General features: G+C 66.1%; 17 protein-coding genes. 9 read left to right on the forward strand and 8 right to left on the reverse strand.

The window, feature by feature from the left end; all coding sequences use genetic code 11:
• The first annotated feature begins 201 nt into the window (after positions 1-201).
• Together ABG82_RS17620 and ABG82_RS17625 are read left to right on the forward strand one after the other, a co-directional pair.
• Entirely contained in the window at positions 202-951 is a 750-nt protein-coding gene (locus tag ABG82_RS17620; protein WP_043078641.1) for a response regulator transcription factor, read from the forward strand.
• Positions 948-2,072, forward strand: coding sequence for a HAMP domain-containing sensor histidine kinase (locus ABG82_RS17625; protein ID WP_043078642.1), 1,125 nt, complete (start codon positions 948-950; stop codon positions 2,070-2,072). Before ABG82_RS17620 ends, ABG82_RS17625 begins: the two co-directional genes overlap by 4 nt.
• Here the strand turns inward: ABG82_RS17625 and ABG82_RS17630 are convergent.
• The 3 genes from ABG82_RS17630 to gatC form a co-directional block, all read right to left on the reverse strand.
• On the reverse strand, positions 2,069-2,272 hold the full coding sequence (locus ABG82_RS17630; RefSeq protein WP_043078720.1) for a hypothetical protein: 204 nt from the start codon (positions 2,270-2,272) through the stop codon (positions 2,069-2,071). The genes ABG82_RS17625 and ABG82_RS17630 overlap by 4 nt on opposite strands.
• A 112-nt stretch (positions 2,273-2,384) precedes the next feature.
• Positions 2,385-3,863: an Asp-tRNA(Asn)/Glu-tRNA(Gln) amidotransferase subunit GatA gene (gene gatA / locus ABG82_RS17635; RefSeq protein WP_043078643.1), complete on the reverse strand. Its 1,479-nt coding sequence runs from the start codon at positions 3,861-3,863 to the stop codon at positions 2,385-2,387.
• Positions 3,860-4,168: an Asp-tRNA(Asn)/Glu-tRNA(Gln) amidotransferase subunit GatC gene (gene gatC / locus ABG82_RS17640; RefSeq protein ID WP_043078644.1), complete on the reverse strand. Its 309-nt coding sequence runs from the start codon at positions 4,166-4,168 to the stop codon at positions 3,860-3,862. Before gatC ends, gatA begins: the two co-directional genes overlap by 4 nt.
• 52 nt (positions 4,169-4,220) lie before the next feature.
• Between gatC and ABG82_RS17645 the strand changes: the two genes are divergently transcribed.
• Both ABG82_RS17645 and ABG82_RS17650 read left to right on the forward strand, forming a co-directional pair.
• Complete coding sequence (locus tag ABG82_RS17645) at positions 4,221-4,877, forward strand: ACT domain-containing protein (RefSeq protein ID WP_078343286.1); 657 nt, start codon at positions 4,221-4,223, stop codon at positions 4,875-4,877.
• A gap of 80 nt (positions 4,878-4,957) precedes the next feature.
• Positions 4,958-6,823, forward strand: coding sequence for a glycosyltransferase family 39 protein (locus tag ABG82_RS17650; protein WP_043078721.1), 1,866 nt, complete (start codon positions 4,958-4,960; stop codon positions 6,821-6,823).
• On the opposite strand, the gene ABG82_RS17655 is transcribed toward ABG82_RS17650, so the two are convergent.
• Both ABG82_RS17655 and ligA read right to left on the reverse strand, forming a co-directional pair.
• Positions 6,820-7,359 carry a VanZ family protein gene (locus ABG82_RS17655; protein WP_043078646.1) on the reverse strand — a complete coding sequence of 180 codons (540 nt, stop codon included), beginning with the start codon at positions 7,357-7,359 and terminating at the stop codon, positions 6,820-6,822. The two genes, ABG82_RS17650 and ABG82_RS17655, sit on opposite strands and share 4 nt — an antisense overlap.
• Before the next feature lie 9 nt (positions 7,360-7,368).
• Positions 7,369-9,414 (reverse strand): NAD-dependent DNA ligase LigA, encoded by a 2,046-nt coding sequence (ligA, locus tag ABG82_RS17660; RefSeq protein ID WP_043078647.1) that lies wholly within the window; start codon positions 9,412-9,414, stop codon positions 7,369-7,371.
• 52 nt (positions 9,415-9,466) lie between these two features.
• On the opposite strand from ligA, the gene ABG82_RS17665 reads away from it, so the two are divergent.
• From ABG82_RS17665 to ABG82_RS17685, 5 genes are all read left to right on the forward strand, one after another.
• Complete coding sequence (locus ABG82_RS17665; RefSeq protein ID WP_043078648.1) at positions 9,467-9,889, forward strand: MmcQ/YjbR family DNA-binding protein; 423 nt, start codon at positions 9,467-9,469, stop codon at positions 9,887-9,889.
• A gap of 36 nt (positions 9,890-9,925) precedes the next feature.
• Positions 9,926-10,678, forward strand: coding sequence for an Rv1815 family serine proteinase (locus ABG82_RS17670; protein ID WP_052511053.1), 753 nt, complete (start codon positions 9,926-9,928; stop codon positions 10,676-10,678).
• A 92-nt stretch (positions 10,679-10,770) separates the two neighbouring features.
• On the forward strand, positions 10,771-11,649 hold the full coding sequence (locus ABG82_RS17675; RefSeq protein ID WP_043078650.1) for an Rv1815 family serine proteinase: 879 nt from the start codon (positions 10,771-10,773) through the stop codon (positions 11,647-11,649).
• 5 nt (positions 11,650-11,654) lie between these two features.
• Positions 11,655-12,335: an Rv1815 family serine proteinase gene (locus tag ABG82_RS17680; RefSeq protein ID WP_043078651.1), complete on the forward strand. Its 681-nt coding sequence runs from the start codon at positions 11,655-11,657 to the stop codon at positions 12,333-12,335.
• Positions 12,336-12,352: 17 nt separating this feature from the next.
• A complete protein-coding gene (locus tag ABG82_RS17685) occupies positions 12,353-13,207 on the forward strand; it encodes a crotonase/enoyl-CoA hydratase family protein (RefSeq protein ID WP_043078652.1) in 855 nt (284 codons plus the stop codon).
• Here ABG82_RS17685 and bluB read toward each other — a convergent pair.
• The 3 genes from bluB to ABG82_RS17700 are packed head-to-tail and all read right to left on the reverse strand — an operon-like array spanning position 13,204 to position 16,317.
• The gene (gene bluB / locus ABG82_RS17690; protein WP_043078653.1) at positions 13,204-13,827 is read right to left on the reverse strand and encodes a 5,6-dimethylbenzimidazole synthase; all 624 of its coding nucleotides are present in this window, start codon (positions 13,825-13,827) and stop codon (positions 13,204-13,206) included. The genes ABG82_RS17685 and bluB overlap by 4 nt on opposite strands.
• Complete coding sequence (locus ABG82_RS17695) at positions 13,827-14,858, reverse strand: methionine synthase (protein WP_043078722.1); 1,032 nt, start codon at positions 14,856-14,858, stop codon at positions 13,827-13,829. Before ABG82_RS17695 ends, bluB begins: the two co-directional genes overlap by 1 nt.
• Before the next feature lie 22 nt (positions 14,859-14,880).
• Complete coding sequence (locus ABG82_RS17700) at positions 14,881-16,317, reverse strand: NCS2 family permease (RefSeq protein WP_043078654.1); 1,437 nt, start codon at positions 16,315-16,317, stop codon at positions 14,881-14,883.
• Between the last annotated feature and the right edge of the window lie 108 nt (positions 16,318-16,425).

A 16,425-nucleotide genomic window follows, 5' to 3' on the forward strand; every position in this document is an offset into this window, starting at 1 on the left:
CGTGAGCGCGCACTGAAGATTCGATGGAGAAATCGGAAGCCCACTAGGCGCCCAATCAGGCCCACGATCAGCGGTTTCTGTACCCGAACCACCGCCAGGCGCTATCGGTGCGCCAAGGAAATTCTGAAGTTTCGATGAAGAAGTCCTGCCCGGACGCGGCGACCTTCGACGTGGACGGTGCGGTCAGTGCACCATGGGCACATGGACGGTTCTTCCCACAATGCCGCGACGGTGCCCGCCGCGGATTACCGGGCACTGGTGGTCGACGATGAAGTCCCGCTGGCGGAGGTCGTCGCAAGCTATCTCAAGCGAGAATCCTTCGAGGTTCACCTCGCTCATGACGGCCGCCGCGCACTCGAGCTGGCGCGCGAGGTCGATCCCGATGTGGTGATTCTCGATATCGGGCTGCCCGGTGTGGACGGCATCGAAGTCTGCCGGCAGCTCCGTGTCTTCTCGGACGCCTATGTGGTGATGTTGACCGCGCGAGATACCGAGGTGGACACCATCGTCGGCCTGTCGGTCGGAGCCGACGATTACGTCACCAAACCCTTCAGTCCACGGGAGGTGGTCGCGCGGGTGCGCGCCATGCTCCGGCGACCCCGCCGCGTGCCCGCACTGTCGGACGAATTGGCTCCGGATCTGATCCCGCCCCGCGTTTTCGGCGCGTTGCGCATCAACGTGGACGGCCGTGAGGTGCATCTGGGTGAAACACCAATTACTTTGACCCGCACAGAGTTTGATGTACTTGCCGCCCTGTCGTCCCGCCCGGGCATCGTGCTGAGCAGAAAGCAACTGCTCGACGCGGTATGGGGCGACACCTGGGTAGGAAACGACAACATCGTCGATGTCCACGTCGGGCACCTGCGCCAGAAACTGGGCGACAATCCGGCGCAGCCGCGCTATGTGACCACCGTGCGCGGTGTCGGCTATCGCATGGGATCCGGATCGTGACACGCCCTCGGTACGGCATCGGGCTGCGCCTACTGGTGGTGAACTCACTGGTGGTGCTGGCCGGAATCGCCACCACCAGTGTCGTCGCCGCCATCGTCGGGCCTCCGATGTTCCGCCGCCTGATGGATCAACAAGTAGCGCCCGGCGCCGGAAACGATCACCCCTACGAACGCGCGTTCCGCGACGCGACGGCGATGTCGATCGGGTTCGCGGTCGCGGTGTCGGCACTGGCCGCACTCACCCTGAGTTGGTATCTGAGCCACCGCGTGCACCGCTCCGCGACCTCACTGTCGCAGGCGGCATCCGCTGTCGCCGACGGGCACTACGACATTCGCGTACCGCCCCCACGGCTGGGCAAGGAATTCGATGCCGTCGCTGCGGCTTTCAACAAGATGGCGCAGCGGCTCGGCGCCGTGGACGAGGCACGCAGGCAGATGCTGGCCGACCTCGCCCACGAGATCAGAACCCCGGTCGCGGTGCTTGAGGCGTACATGGAGGCAGTGGAAGACGGTGTGCAGCAACTGGATCAGCAGACAGTTGCCACACTGCGGGATCAGACCCGCCGGCTGACCCGGTTCAGTGTCGATGTCAACGCACTGTCGGTCGCCGAGAGCCGCACCACATCGATCGACGCACGGCCGGTGTCCCCGGCCGACTTGATCACCACCGCGGCCGCCGCGTTCGCACCGCGCTATCAGACCAAGGGCGTCACGCTGCGTGCCCAGGGCGGCGACGGACTGCCCGAGGTGTGGGCCGACCCCGAGCGGATCGGTCAGGTATTGAGCAACCTGCTCGATAACGCCTTGCGCCACACCGGCCCAGGGGGCGAGGTCACCGTGACGGCGGCGGCCGGCGCCCCCGGTATCACCCTCACCGTCTCCGACACCGGCGACGGTGTGCCCGCCGAACATCTGGACAAGCTCTTCGATCGCTTCTATCGCGCGGACGCGGCCCGTGATCGACAACACGGCGGAGCGGGTATCGGGTTGTCCATCGCCAGGGCACTGGTGGAAGCGCACGGCGGGCACATCGAAGCGCACAGCGCGGGACACGGATCCGGCACCACATTCACCGTGTGCCTGCCCCGCGCGGCTGATCACCCCGAAGGCGGGGACGGCTAGCGGCCCGGTTGAATGACCGTGGGCCGCGTCTTGGTGGCCGGCACCGTTGCCAGCGGCGCCTTGTTGTCGGGGTCGGGTGCCGAGCTCATATGGGGATCATTCGAGTGGATACACGCCTTGTCGGTCTGCACCGAGCAGGTCAGCAGCTGCGCCGAGTCGCCGCCCGGAGCCTCCAGGACCGCCGGAGCGGCCGCGAGCACACCCAGCAGCGCCGCGGCGGCTACGCACCCAGTCAAGCGAGGCATGTTCTCCACGGTACGCAGCCGACGGCCGAGAAACCGCTATTTTCAACTGCCAGTTGGCTGTGTATTCCTACAGCGCGGTCGGCAATGCCCCACGGGCGGTCTCGTAGGCCGCGCCCACCCGGTACAGCCGGTCGTCGGCGAGGGCGGGAGCCATGATCTGCAGACCCACCGGGAGACCGTCGTCGGCCGAAAGACCGGACGGCACCGACATTCCGCAGTGCCCGGCCAGGTTCAGTGGCAGCGTGCACAGGTCGAACTGATACATGGCCAGCGGATCATCGACCTTCTCGCCCAACCGGAATGCGGTGGTCGGAGTCGCAGGGGTGACCAGCACATCGACCTGCTCGTAGGCCCGCTCCAGATCGCGCTTGATCAAGGTACGTACCTTCTGGGCCCGGCCGTAGTAGGCGTCGTAGTACCCGGCGGACAGCGCATAGGTGCCGATCATGATGCGCCGCTTGACCTCTGGACCAAAGCCTGCCGCCCGGGTAAGCGCCATGACTTCCTCGGCGCTATGGGTTCCGTCATCCCCGACCCGCATGCCGTAGCGCATGGCATCGAAGCGGGCCAGGTTCGAGGACACCTCCGACGGCAGGATCAAGTAGTAGGCCGGGAGTGCGTACTCGAAGTGGGGACAGGACACCTCAACCACATCGGCGCCCAGCGCGGTCAGCTGCTCGACGGCCGCGTCGAACGACGCCATCACGCCCGGCTGATAACCCTCACCGCGCAGCTGCGAGACCACGCCCACACGCACACCCTTGAGGTCCCCGGATGCCCCGGCACGGGCCGCTGCCACCACATCGGGCACCGGTTCATCGACCGACGTGGAGTCACGCGGATCGTGGCCGGCGATCACCTGATGCAACAGCGCGGTATCCAAAACCGTACGCGCACAAGGTCCGCCCTGATCCAGAGACGACGCACAGGCCACCAGCCCGTAACGGGAAACGGTGCCGTAGGTGGGCTTGACTCCCACCGTCGCGGTGAGCGCCGCGGGCTGACGGATGGATCCACCAGTGTCGGTGCCGATGGCCAACGGAGCCTGGAAGGCAGCCAGTGCGGCGGCGCTACCGCCGCCGGAGCCGCCCGGCACCCGCTCGATGTCCCAGGGGTTGCGAGTCGGTCCATAGGCGGAGTTCTCGGTGGACGAGCCCATCGCGAACTCATCCATGTTCGTCTTGCCCAGGATCGGAATCCCCGCCTCGCGCAGCCGCGCCGTCACGGTCGCGTCGTAGGGCGGTACCCAGTTCTCCAGAATCTTGGATCCACACGTGGTGGGCATGTCCCGGGTGGTGAACACATCCTTGAGCGCCAGCGGCACGCCGGCGAGCCCAGACGGCACCGAGCCCGCCGCGATGGCGTCGTCGACGTTCTTCGCGGCGGCCAGCGCCTGCTCCCCTGCCACGTGCAGGAAGGCCCGGTAGGTCTCGTCGGTGCCGGCGATCTGGTCCAGATGGGCACGGGTCACCTCAACGGACGACACCTCGCCCGAGTGGATCAGCGCTGCCAGCGACGCGGCATCCTGCCTGATCAGGTCGGTCACTGTTCTTCCCCCAGAATCTGCGGCACCGCAAAACGTCCCTCGGCCACCCGCGGAGCGGCGGCCAGCGCCTCATCCGGAGTGAGGCACTCGGCGATCACATCGGGCCGTGTGACATTGACCGCATCGAGCGGCGAACTCGTCGCATCGACCTCGTCAAGCTCATCGGTGGAAACGGCACTGATCTGGCTGACGTGGCCGAGGATCGCATCGAGTTGCCCGGCGTATCCGTCCAGCTCAGCGTCGGTCAACGCGAGCCGGGCCAGTCTGGCCAGGTGCGCGACCTCGTCACGGGAAATGGCGCTCACGGCTAGATAGCCTAGAGGGCGGCCGTGCCTGACCTGTGCCACAGTGTTGGACGTGCCGTCATATCTGCTGCGCCTACAGCTCGCCGACCGCCCCGGCAGTCTTGGGTCGGTCGCCGTCGCGCTCGGCACGGTGGGGGCGGACATTTTGTCCCTCGACGTTGTCGAGCGCGGTCCGGGCTACGCCATCGATGACCTGGTCATCGACTTGCCGCCCGGCTCCATGCCCGACTCACTGATCACCGCCGCCGAGGCGCTGAACGGGGTGCACGTGCATTCGATCCGTCCGCACACTGGACTGCTGGAGGCGCACCGCGAGCTCGAGCTGATAGACAGAGTGGCTGCCGCCGCGGCCTCCGCCCGCCTGGAGGTTCTGGCGCAGGAAGCGCCCCATGTGCTGCGGGCGAACTGGTGCACCGTGGTGCGCCAAGACGGCACCGGATTCATTCGGGTGGCCGGCAGCGCGGGCGCCCCGGAAACCCAGGCCACCTCGGCCCCCTGGCTACCGCTGAGTCGCGCACAGGTTTTGGAAACCTCTGCCGAATGGGTGCCCCAACTGTGGAAAGACATGGACACCACGCTGGCCGCCGCGCCGCTGGGCTCGGGTGATACCGCCGTGGTACTGGGCCGCCCCGGCGGCCCGGAGTTCCGGCCCTCGGAGGTGGCTCGTCTGGGCTACCTGGCCGGCATCGTCGCTACCTTGGTGCGGTAGCGGTCGGTTCACAGGAACGGCACAGCCAATTCCCTGAGTCGCGCGGCACACTCTCTGACGTGACTGACATCGACGCGTCCATGAGCCGGACTCGGGAACGACTCATCTTCGCCGCCATTCTGCTGACAATCACCGTGGTGTACCTCTGGGACATCAGCCAGAACGGATGGTCCAATGCCTTCTACGCGGCCGCCGTCCAATCCGGCAGTGAGAGCTGGAAGGCATGGTTCTTCGGCAGCTTCGATCCGCAGAACTACGTGACCGTCGACAAGCCCGCAGGTGGACTGTGGCTGATGGGGTTGTCGGCCAGGCTCTTTGGCTTCTCCAGTGCCAGCATGCTGATTCCGCAGGCCCTCCTCGCGATCGCCAGCGCCGCCCTGATCCGCGCGGCGGTGCGCCGACAGGCCGGCCCCGGCGCGGGACTGCTCGCGGCGGCGCTGTTCGCCCTCATCCCGGTGGTCTCGGTGATGTTCCGGCACTCCAACCCCGACGCTCCGATGGTCTTCGGGATGGTGGTGGCCGCGTACTTCACCACCCGCGCCATCGACTCCGAGCGCTCGCGCGGTGCCGCCGGGTGGCTGGCACTGGCCGGCGCCGGTATCGGATTCGCATTCCTGTGCAAAACCCTCGAAGGGCTGCTGGTGGCTCCCGCGCTGCTGCTCGCCTACCTGGTCTCTGCCAAATGGCCTTGGAAGACAACGCTTCTGCACATCCTGGGCGCGGGCGTGGCCCTACTGGCCTCATCGGGATGGTGGATGGCCGCCGTCGCACTGACTCCCGCGGGCAGCCGCCCGTACGTCGACAACTCCACCGACAACAGCGAGTGGACACTGGCGGTCGGCTACAACGGCCTGGATCGTCTACTCGGCGGTGACTCCAACGGAATGGGCGGCGGCCGGGGCAGCGGCCCCGGATTCTCCGGCACTCCGGGCATCTTCCGGCTGTTCCAGGACACCCAGGCCGATCACATCGCGTGGCTCCTTCCCACCGCGTTCATCGCGCTGGTCCTGGGTCTCGTCATCATCGGCAAGGCGCCGCAGGCCGCGGGCTGGCTGGGCCGTCTGCGTGCGATCACCACCAATCCCGCAGGGGCAGGCCTGGTTTTGTGGGGCACCTGGATGGTGTCGAACTACGTGATCCTGAGCTACATGGCCAAGCAGTTCCATCCCTACTACACCTCGGCCATGGCTCCGGCCATCGCCGGTTCACTGGCGATCGGCACGGTGCTGCTGTGGCGGCATCGGTCCGAGCTGATCGGCAAGCTCGGACTGAGCGCACTGACACTCAGTGCCACCATCATGGCGTTTGTCCTGCTGCGGCGCATACCCACCTGGCTGCCCTGGCTGCGATGGGTACTGCTGCTCGGCGGCCTGGTGATGGCGGTGGCGCTGGCACTCGGTGCATTGGAACGCGGCGCCCGCCTGCGTTACGCCATTGCCACTCTGGCCCTTGTGGTTTCGCTGGGCGGATCGATCGCGTTCACCGTCGCGAACGTGACCACGCCGAAGGTCGGCGGACTGTCCACATCGGGGCCGGCGATCGCCAAGGATGACAAGTTCGGCGGACAGCCGCCCGAGCCTCTGGACCCGGCATTGGCCGCACTCATCAAGGATTCCGGCGCCAGGTGGCCAGTAGCGACTACCAACACCCGCACGGCCGCGCCCATTCAGTTGGAGACCAATGCGCCGGTGATGGCGATCGGTGGATTCTCCGGGCGCGACAACCCCATCACCCTGCAACAGTTCATCGACTACACGCAGGACGGCACCGTTCAGTTCTATGCCGAATCCGTCAAGGACAAAGACAAAGACAAAGAACAACCGCAGAAGGACGATGAACCCAAACGGGTGGCCGACGAAATCCAGAAATGGGTCGAGAACCACTTTTCGTCAAAGGATTACGGCGACCTACGGGTGTTCGACCTGTCGGTCCCGCCGAAAACCTAGGGACCGGGAGCGGAGTCTGGTCGCCTGCGCCAACACGGCCGGGAAAGCAACGCGGCCAGACCCGCACCGGCGGCGTTGAGAATCACGTCGTCAATCGAGGACACCCGGCCGATGGCCAACACGTACTGCAAGAACTCGACCGTTGCCGAGCCCGCCGCCGCGAGCCCGATGATGCCCCAGGGACCGATCCGGAATCGGATGGGCAGTAGGTAGCCGGCCGCCGCGAATACCAGGAGATTGCCGCCCACCTGCTCAATGACAGTGGCCACGTCCGCCGCGCGCAGCGAGATCAGGTCACCCAGCGGCATCCACTGGATCCTGCGCGTCCCACCGGTGGGAGTCAGAATCATCCACAGCCACGGCACTGTCCCGGCGACAGCGCCGATCTCCGCGAAACTGGAAACCCACGCCCAGCGCGGCGGCCATCCGGTGTGCTTGCGCCACAACGCGCATACGACGGCCAGTAACACCGCGACAGGCAACGCACCCAGCGCGATGATCCATACCGAGCCCCAGCGCTCCCATGTCCCCCACATCGGCCGGTACTACGCGGGCGGCCCGTCGGCCAGCAGGGCCCGGAAGCCGTCCTCATCGAGGATGGTCAGCCCAAGTTCGACCGCCTTGTCGTACTTGGATCCCGGCGAATCTCCGACGACCACGAACGCCGTCTTCTTGGACACCGAACTCGCGGACTTGCCGCCCCGGGCGATGATGGCCTCCTTGGCCTCATCACGCGAAAAGCCGGGGAGCGAGCCGGTTACAACGATGGAGAGGCCTTCGAGATTGCGCGGTATGGAGTCGTCGCGTTCGTCGGCAGTGCGCACGCCCGCGGCGCGCCACTTGTCGACGATGGCGCGGTGCCAATCGACGGTGAACCAATCCACCACCGCGGCAGCGATCGTGGCTCCCACGCCCTCGACGGCGGCCAGCTGTTCGACGGACGCGCCCTCGATGGCCTCCAGGTCGCCGAACTCGGTGGCCAAGGCACGGGCTGCAGTGGGCCCGACATGCCGGATCGACAACGCCACCAGCACTCGCCACAGCGGCTGTTGTTTCGCCTTGTCGAGGTTGTCCAGCAGCCGACTTCCGTTGGCGGACAACGATCCGTTCTTGGTGGTGAACAAATCGGTGCGTAGCAGGTCATCGGCGGTGAGACTGAACAGATCGCCTTCGTCGTCGATGACGCCGGCCGAGAGCAACGCGATCGCCGCCTCATAGCCGAGGGCCTCGATATCGAAGGCGCCGCGCCCCGCCACATGGAAGACCCGTTCACGCAACTGAGCAGGGCAGCTACGCGAATTGGGGCAACGAATGTCGGCGTCGCCCTCCTTCTCGTGAGCCAGCGCGGTACCGCATTCGGGACATGTTGTGGGCATGACGAATTCGCGCTCGGAACCGTTTCGCAGATCGGCGACCGGCCCCAGCACCTCAGGAATGACGTCGCCCGCCTTGCGGATCACCACGGTGTCACCGATCAGTACGCCTTTGCGCTTGACCTCGGAGGCGTTGTGCAGGGTGGCCAAGGAGACCGTGGACCCAGCCACCTTGACCGGGGTCATGTACGCGAACGGGGTGACCCGGCCGGTGCGGCCCACGCTCACCCGGATATCGAGCAGCTCGGTGGTCGCCTCCTCGGGCGGATACTTGTAGGCGATGGCCCAGCGCGGCGCACGCGAGGTAGTGCCGAGACGGCGCTGCAGCGCGACCGTATCGACCTTGACCACCAGGCCGTCGATCTCGTGTTCCACGTCGTGCCGATGCTCGGCCCAGTAGTTGACGCGTTCCCACACCTTCGCGATACCGCGCACCTTGGTGGTGTGCGTCGAGACGGGTAACCCCCACTCCCCCAACGCCAAATACGCGTCATGAAGGCTCTCCGGCGAAAAACCCTCGGTGCGGCCCAGTCCATGACAGATCATCCGCAGCCGTCGCCTGGCCGTAATTGCCGGGTTCTTCTGCCGCAGGCTGCCCGCGGCACTGTTGCGCGGGTTGGCGAACGGCGGCTTGCTCTCCTCAACCAGCGACGCGTTCAGCGCCTCGAAATCCTCCAGCCGGAAGAACACCTCACCACGCACCTCCAAGAGCGCGGGTACGGGGTATTTTGTTGATTCCGTGAGCCTTTCCGGCACATCCTCGATGGTCCGGGCATTCAGGGTGACGTCCTCACCGCTGCGACCGTCTCCGCGGGTGGCTCCCCGCACCAGCACACCGTTCTCGTAGACCAGCGACAGCGCCACACCGTCGATCTTCAGCTCACACAAGTACTCCGGCTCTTCACCGATATCGCCACGCACCCGGGCATCCCAGGCTGTCAACTCCTCGGAGCTGAATGCGTTGTCCAGACTCAGCATTCGCTCCAGGTGGTCAACCGATCCGAATTCGGTGACAAACCCCGCTCCACCCACCAGCTGCGTGGGTGAGTCCGGGGTCTGCAACTCGGGATACTGCGCTTCCAGCGCCTCAAGCTCCTTCAAGAGGCGATCGAACTCGCCATCGGAAACGACCGGGGCGTCCTTGACGTAGTAGCGGAACTGGTGCCCACGCACCTCGTCGGCAAGCTCGCGCCACTGGCGCTGCACGTCAGGATCCACATCGGCAGGCTAACCCACCCGCCCGACAGCTCCCGAACCCTACGATGTGCCCATGGGCACACACCCCATCATGTTCACGGATGACGATCCGGGCCTGGCCGAGCTACGCGAGCTGGCGCTCGCCCTGCCAGAGGCCGTCGAGCAGATCTCGTGGGGACGACCTGTTTTTAAGGCAGGCACCACCAAGGCGGGCAAGATCTTCGCGATGTTCGGCGGTAACGCCAAAGGTGACGCCAAGGGCGCGATGGTGGCCTACCCGTACTCGGTGCTGGTCAAGGTGGACGAATCCGAACGCCCCGCACTCTTGCAGGACGAACGTTTCTACTACCCGGCCTACATGGGCCCGTACGGCTGGCTGGGACTGGACTTCGCCACCGCCGAGGTGGACTGGAACGAGGTTGCCGAGCTTCTCGACGCGTCCTATCGCTCGATCGCCACGAAACGGCTGATCACACTGCTGGACCAGCCCGGATGATCCCTAATCACTCCCCAGAGAGGGGTTGGGCACATGTTGTCTGTTACTAGCCGATTCTGCGCTGCCCTGGCCGCCTCGGCCCTCACTGCCGTCGCCGGGGCGTCTGCCGCCCATGCCGACGGTCCCCTCGTCTTTCCCGGTATGGAGATTGTTCAGGGGACACAGCTGTGCACACTCGGCTTCGTCGATCCCGGTGCACGGGTGGGCCTCACCGCGGGCCATTGCGCCATGGATACCGATGGCCCGGTATACGACTCCGCCGGCGAACTGATCGGGGCTCTGGTCATCGCCGGCTCCAACCTGCGCGACGGGGACCGGATCGACGGCAGTAAATATGTGATCGACTATGAGGCCATCAAGTTCCGGAATGACGTGGCGATCAACGACATACTGCCCAATGGGATTCGGCTTGAGCGCGGCAGCGGGATCGAGCCGTATACCGGCTTGCCCGTCTGCCGCAACGGTGTCACCACCGGTGAGGCGTGCGGCACCGTCACCAATGTGAACAATGGCTGGTTCGAGATCGACGGCCTACCCGCCGACCACGGTGACTCGGGCAGCGCCGTGTACTCGATCACCTCACCCGGGCACGGAGCCATCGTCGGAATCGCCCGCGGAACCACCCGCAGCGTGGACACCGGCGTGGTGCAAACCACCGCGGTTTCCTGGTCGACCATCCTCAATCAACTGCGGGAAGACCTCGAAAAATCGCCCGACATTGGCCCGTCACCTGGGGATTCACCAGCTCCAACACCACTTCCTGCACCAGAGGACACCCGGTTCGCATAGGCTCATAGCCACACGGAGAGTCGTGCCGCGTGCTCTCCTCATGCTGGTCGGGCTTTGTTGACGGTGAACGTGGCAGACAGAGAGCTACGGCGTTGACCAGTGTCGGCGAAGAGGGTCGACGAACCGGCCCCTGGGGACGGTTGACGGCGCATGCCGCTGCCGTCACCGCACTGGCCGTTCTCGGCCTTGCCAACCCGATTGCCGCACATGCCGACCCACTGATCTACCCGGGTATGGAAATCATCCAGCGCCCGCCCGGCAAGGAATCGCTGAGCTGCACGCTCGGTTTCGTGGATCCCGCTGCCCGCGTTGGAGTCACCGCGGGCCACTGCGGCGGCAACGGCCCGGTGTTCACCAACGACGGTGTCCGTATCGGACAGCTCGCCGTCGCGCAGTCCAACATCAAGGCCGAGGGTCCGCTGGCACGGGACGACTACCGGATCGACTATGAGGGCATCGCCTTCGACGACGGCGTGCCGATCAACAACGTGCTGCCCAACGGGCTACGCCTCGGAGTCGATCCCGCCGTCGTGCCCCGGGATGGCCTCCCGGTGTGCCGGGTGGGAATCACCACCGGAGAGGCGTGCGGGGCGATCGCGGGATTCGGCAACGGCTGGTTTCTCGTCGATGGCCTGCCGGCCGATCACGGCGACTCCGGAAGCGCCGTGTACACCGTCACCTCACCCGGCAACGCGGCCATCGTGGGAATCGTGAGTGCGCGTTTCACCGCCAACCAGACCCGCAGGGAATCCACCGTGGCGCTGTCCTGGCCGACGGTGCAGCAGCAGATCCGAGACGATATCGCGGCAGCGCGCCGACCCGGCGAGAGCAGCGCCGCCGGCCCGGTGGCGAGCAATCCACAAGCACCGCCGCCGCCGGTGGCGATAAACCCGCAGGCGCCAGCCATGGTGCTGCCTCCGGCACCTTCTGATGACCGGCCCACCGGTCCCGCAAGAATGGTCGTCCCCTAACCGTCATGCGCCCGTTCTTGTGGATAACCACCATCGTTGCGGTGCTGTGCGTGCTTCCGGCCGTGAATCCGGCGCGCACGCACGCGGACCCGCCGCTCGTGTTCCCTGGCATGCTGATCTACCAGGGCTCGCTGAGCTGCACACTCGGCTACGTCGACCCCGGACTTCGCGTGGGTATCACCGCCGGACACTGCTTCAACGGCGACGGCATCATCCGCAACGGTGACGGCGCTGCCGTGGGGCACAAGGTGCTGGCGCATGACAATCGTCCCCCCGAGGGCCCGGTGTACGAGAACGAGTACACGATCGACTACGAAGCCATCGCGATAGACGACGGATTGCCGCTGAACGATCTGCTGGCCAATGGTCAGCGACTCGAACGCGATGACACGGTGGCCCCCGAGGTTGGTATGCCCGTTTGCCGTACCGGACACACCACGGGTGACGCCTGTGGCTCGGTGACGCGACTTGGCAACGGCTGGTTCAGGTTCAACGGCCCGGTGATCGCCAAGGGCGATTCCGGTGGCCCGGTGTACACCCGCGTGGGCGACCGCACCGTACTGGTCGGCATCATCCGTGGATTCATGACGAGTCAGTCCGGTGATGATGTGCAATCCTGGGCGATGTCCTGGCCGTCCGTGATCAAACAGCTGCGCGAGGACCGCAAGGGTCTGCTGCCCGGATGAACCCGTAGGCTCAGCCCATGGCTGATTCTCTTCACGCAAGCGGCTCATCGGCATCCGCCTGGAAGGCCTTTACTGTCGAGACCACCGGGCACATCGCACAGGTCACCCTCATCGGGCCCGGCAAGGGCAACGCGATGGGCCCCGACTTCTGGCGCGAGCTACCGCTGATCTTCGCCGAGCTCGACGCCGACCCGCAGGTGCGTGCGGTCGTGCTGGCCGCCACCGGCCCGCACTTCAGCTACGGATTGGACTTGCCCGCCATGGCAGGCACCTTCATGCCGCTGATGGCCGATAAGGCGCTGGCCAAGCCGCGCACCGACTTCCTCGACGAGATTCGCCGCCTACAGGCCTCGGTGACCGCCGTCGCCGACTGCCGCAAACCGGTGATCGCCGCGATCCAGGGCTGGTGCATCGGCGGCGGTGTCGATCTCATCGCAGCCGCCGACATCCGGTACGCCAGCTCAGACGCCAAGTTCAGCGTGCGCGAGGCCAAGGTGGCAATCGTCGCCGATATCGGCTCACTGCACCGACTTCCACCGATCATCGGCGACGGTCACCTGCGTGAACTGGCGTTCACCGGCAAGGACATCGATGCCGCCCGGGCCGAGAAGATCGGACTCGTCAACGACGTCTTCGACACCCCCGAGGCGACACTGGCCGCCGCGCACGCCACCGCCGCCGAGATCGCGGCGAACCCCCCGCTGGTGGTGCAGGGTGTCAAGGACGTCTTGGGCCGCGAGCGCGAGAACGTCGTCGCCGACGGCCTCAAGTACGTCTCGACCTGGAACGCCGCCTTCCTGCCGTCGGAGGACCTACAGGAAGCCATCGGCGCGGTCTTCGAGAAGCGGGAGCCGGACTTCAAGGGCCGCTAGGCCTCTCGGTAGCGGCCCCAGTGCACGGCGTCCTCCAGCGGACGCCCGTTGCGCCAGCCGAACCGCTCGAGATCGGGCCGCTCCGCGAACTCATGCACCGGGCCCACACACAACCAGGCGATCGGCCGGATATGGGCTGGGGCACCGATCAATTCGGCGAGGAATTGCTCCTCGTAGAAGGACACCCAGCCCACACCGATCCCCTCGGTCACCGCGGCGAGCCACAGGTTCTGGATGGCGAGCACCGCGGAGAACAGTCCCGCGTCCGAGATGGTGTGCCGTCCGAGGATATGCGGACCACCGCGTCCGTGATCGTAGGTGACCACCACTGCGGTTCCGCTCTCGCGGATACCTTCGATCTTGATGGGGTCAAAGGTGTTTCGCCGTTCCTCGGGAAGACTCTCGGCGAATCTGCCGCGCTGCAGGGCGACGTGCGCGGCGAAGTCATCCAGCACACGCGGTTCGCGCACCACCACGAAGTCCCACGGCTGGCTGTTCCCGACGCTCGGCGCGCGATGCGCGGCCTGCAACAGCTTCATCAGGGTCGCGTCGTCGACGACCTCTCCGGTGAACTCGGCTCGCACATCCCGGCGCGTCGCTATCGCCTGATAGACGTCCATCACAGCGCGTCCGGGTCGGCGTCGACGAGGTCACTAACCTTGCGCGTCAATTCTGTTGCCTTACGGGCCCATTCAAGGCCGGCACCGGCTAGCCCGCAGCCGGCACTGATCCCGACGCGGTCGCGCAGCACGGCCCGCCCAAACCCCAGCTTGTCGGCAAGCGCTGCCGTGCGGGTTGCCAGCACGTCGGACGATATCGGCGTAGTGGGCGCTTCGGCGGGAATCACGCCGAGCACCACGGCCTTGCCGGTATCCAACACCGAGGCCAGCCCGTCAAGGGCCTGCGCGTCGGTGAGATACCCCGCATCTACCGCGATCCCTCGAATATCGGCTCCACGCAACAGCTCCCACGGTGGATCGGCGGCACAGCAGTGCACCAGCAGCTCGCCGCCCACCGCATCGGCGCACTGATCCAACAGCGCGGTCGCCGTCTGCGCGTCGACCGGATGCACGGGCGAGAACATGCTGGTTCCCGCCAGCCTGCCGTCCAGCGCCGCGGGCAGGGACGGCTCATCGATCTGCACCAGCACCGGCACGTCGAGCCTGCGGGATAGGGCGGCTCGGTGCTGCGACAGCCCCTCCGCAAGCGACGCCGACAGGTCCCGTACCGCCCCCGGGTCGGTGATCGCGCGGTGACCGTTGGGCAGCTCCAGTTGTGCTGCCAGCGTTACCGGCCCGGGCGCCTGCACCTTGACCGCGCGGCCACTTCCGCGGTGTCCGCCACGCTCCCACTCTTCCTCGAACGCGTCCACATCCTCGTCCAGGAAGCCGCGCGCCCGCCGCACCACGGCACCGGGGCGCGCGGTGGTCCGATACCCGGTGGGTGACACGTCGATGGCGATGTCCACCAGCAGCGCGCCGGCCCTACCGATCAGATCGGCACCCACCCCCCGCGCGGGCAGCTCCACGATATGTGGCAGCGGCAGCTCGGCCACCACGATTTCGGTGGCGGGGCGCACCTGCTGGCCCGGCCACGAGCCCATACCCGTCCCCTTCGCCCAGGGCTGTCGGTCTTCACGCGCGCGGCTCATCCGGGAATTCACATGCAGAACGTTAGGTGATGAGTGATTCGATGGGTCCCTTGGCGAAGTAGACCACGAACAGACCCGCCACCACGTACAGCAGCGGATGTACCGAACGGGCCTTACCGCCGGCTACCGCGAGCACCACCCAGCTGATGAATCCGACCCCGATCCCGTTGGCGATCGAGTAGGTGAACGGCATGGTCACCACGGTCAGAAAGCACGGCAACGCGTAGTCGAATCGGGTGAAGTCGATACTGCGCAGCTGACCGATCATCATCGCGCCGACCACCACCAGTGCCGGTGCCGCAGCCTCCATCGGCACGATCGAATACAGCGGCGTGAAGAACATGGCAGCCAGGAACAGCAGTCCGGTAACCACATTGGCCAGTCCGGTCCGTGCCCCCTCGGCGATTCCGGAAGCGGACTCGACGAACACGGTGTTGGAGGACGACGAGGAGACACCGCCGATCACCGCCCCGACGCCTTCGACGCTCAGCGCGCGCCCGATCCCCGGCAGGGTGCCGTGCCCGTCGGCCAGACCGGCCTCCTTACCCAAGCCCGTCATCGTGCCCATCGCGTCGAAGAAGTTGGAGAGCACCAACGCGAACACCAGCACCGTCGCCGACAGCACCCCCACCCGTGTGAAGGCACCGAACATGTCCACCTGGCCGAGTAGACCGAGATCCGGCAACCCGCCCGCCGAGGACGGCCAATCGGGCACGGTGAGATTCCACCCCTTGGGGTCGGCGGGTTGCGCGCCCCGGCCGGCCAGCGCCTGCGCGATGATCGAGACGACGGTCATCGCCACGATCCCGATGAGCAGTCCGCCACGGACCTTGCGCACCAGCAGAATCGCCATCAGCAGCACGCCCACGGCGAAGATCAGCGTCGGGATGGTGGCCACCGAGTTGTCGATGCCCAGGCCGACAGGCACGGTGGTGTTCGCGGCATCAGGAATGCGCCGCACAAAACCCGCGTCGACGAATCCGATGAACGCGATGAAGCATCCGATTCCCGCGGCGAGCGCCGCCTTCAGCTCATGAGGAATGGCATGGAAGACGGCGGTACGAAAACCCGAAATACCCAGCGCCACAATGACAAGGCCGTCGACAATCACCAACCCCATGGCCTCGGGCCAGGTCATCTGGGGCGCGAACGACACCGCCAGCAGACTGTTGATGCCCAGCCCCGCGGCAAGCGCGAACGGGTAGTTGGCAATGAATCCGAACAGGATCGACATGACACCGGCGGCCAGGGCCGTGACCGCCGCTACCTGCCCCACCGGCAGCACATGGCCCAGCACATCGGCGTTGTGTGCACGTCCCGGCTCGCCGCCGATGATCAGCGGGTTGAGCACCACGATATAACCCATCGCGAAGAACGTGACGATCCCGCCACGCACTTCGCGCGCGACGGTCGACTGTCGTTCAGTTATCCGGAAGAACCGGTCCAACAGCGCAGTCATAGCCGTTGAACGTACAGGCCATAGCTAATCGATGCCGACCGGAATCGAGTCAGGTTCGGGACTTTCCACCCCCGTTGAGGGACTTTCGTCACTAGAGGTGCGGACGGC

The organism is Mycobacteroides immunogenum (assembly GCF_001605725.1).
Taxonomy (GTDB): Bacteria; Actinomycetota; Actinomycetes; order Mycobacteriales; family Mycobacteriaceae; genus Mycobacterium; species Mycobacterium immunogenum.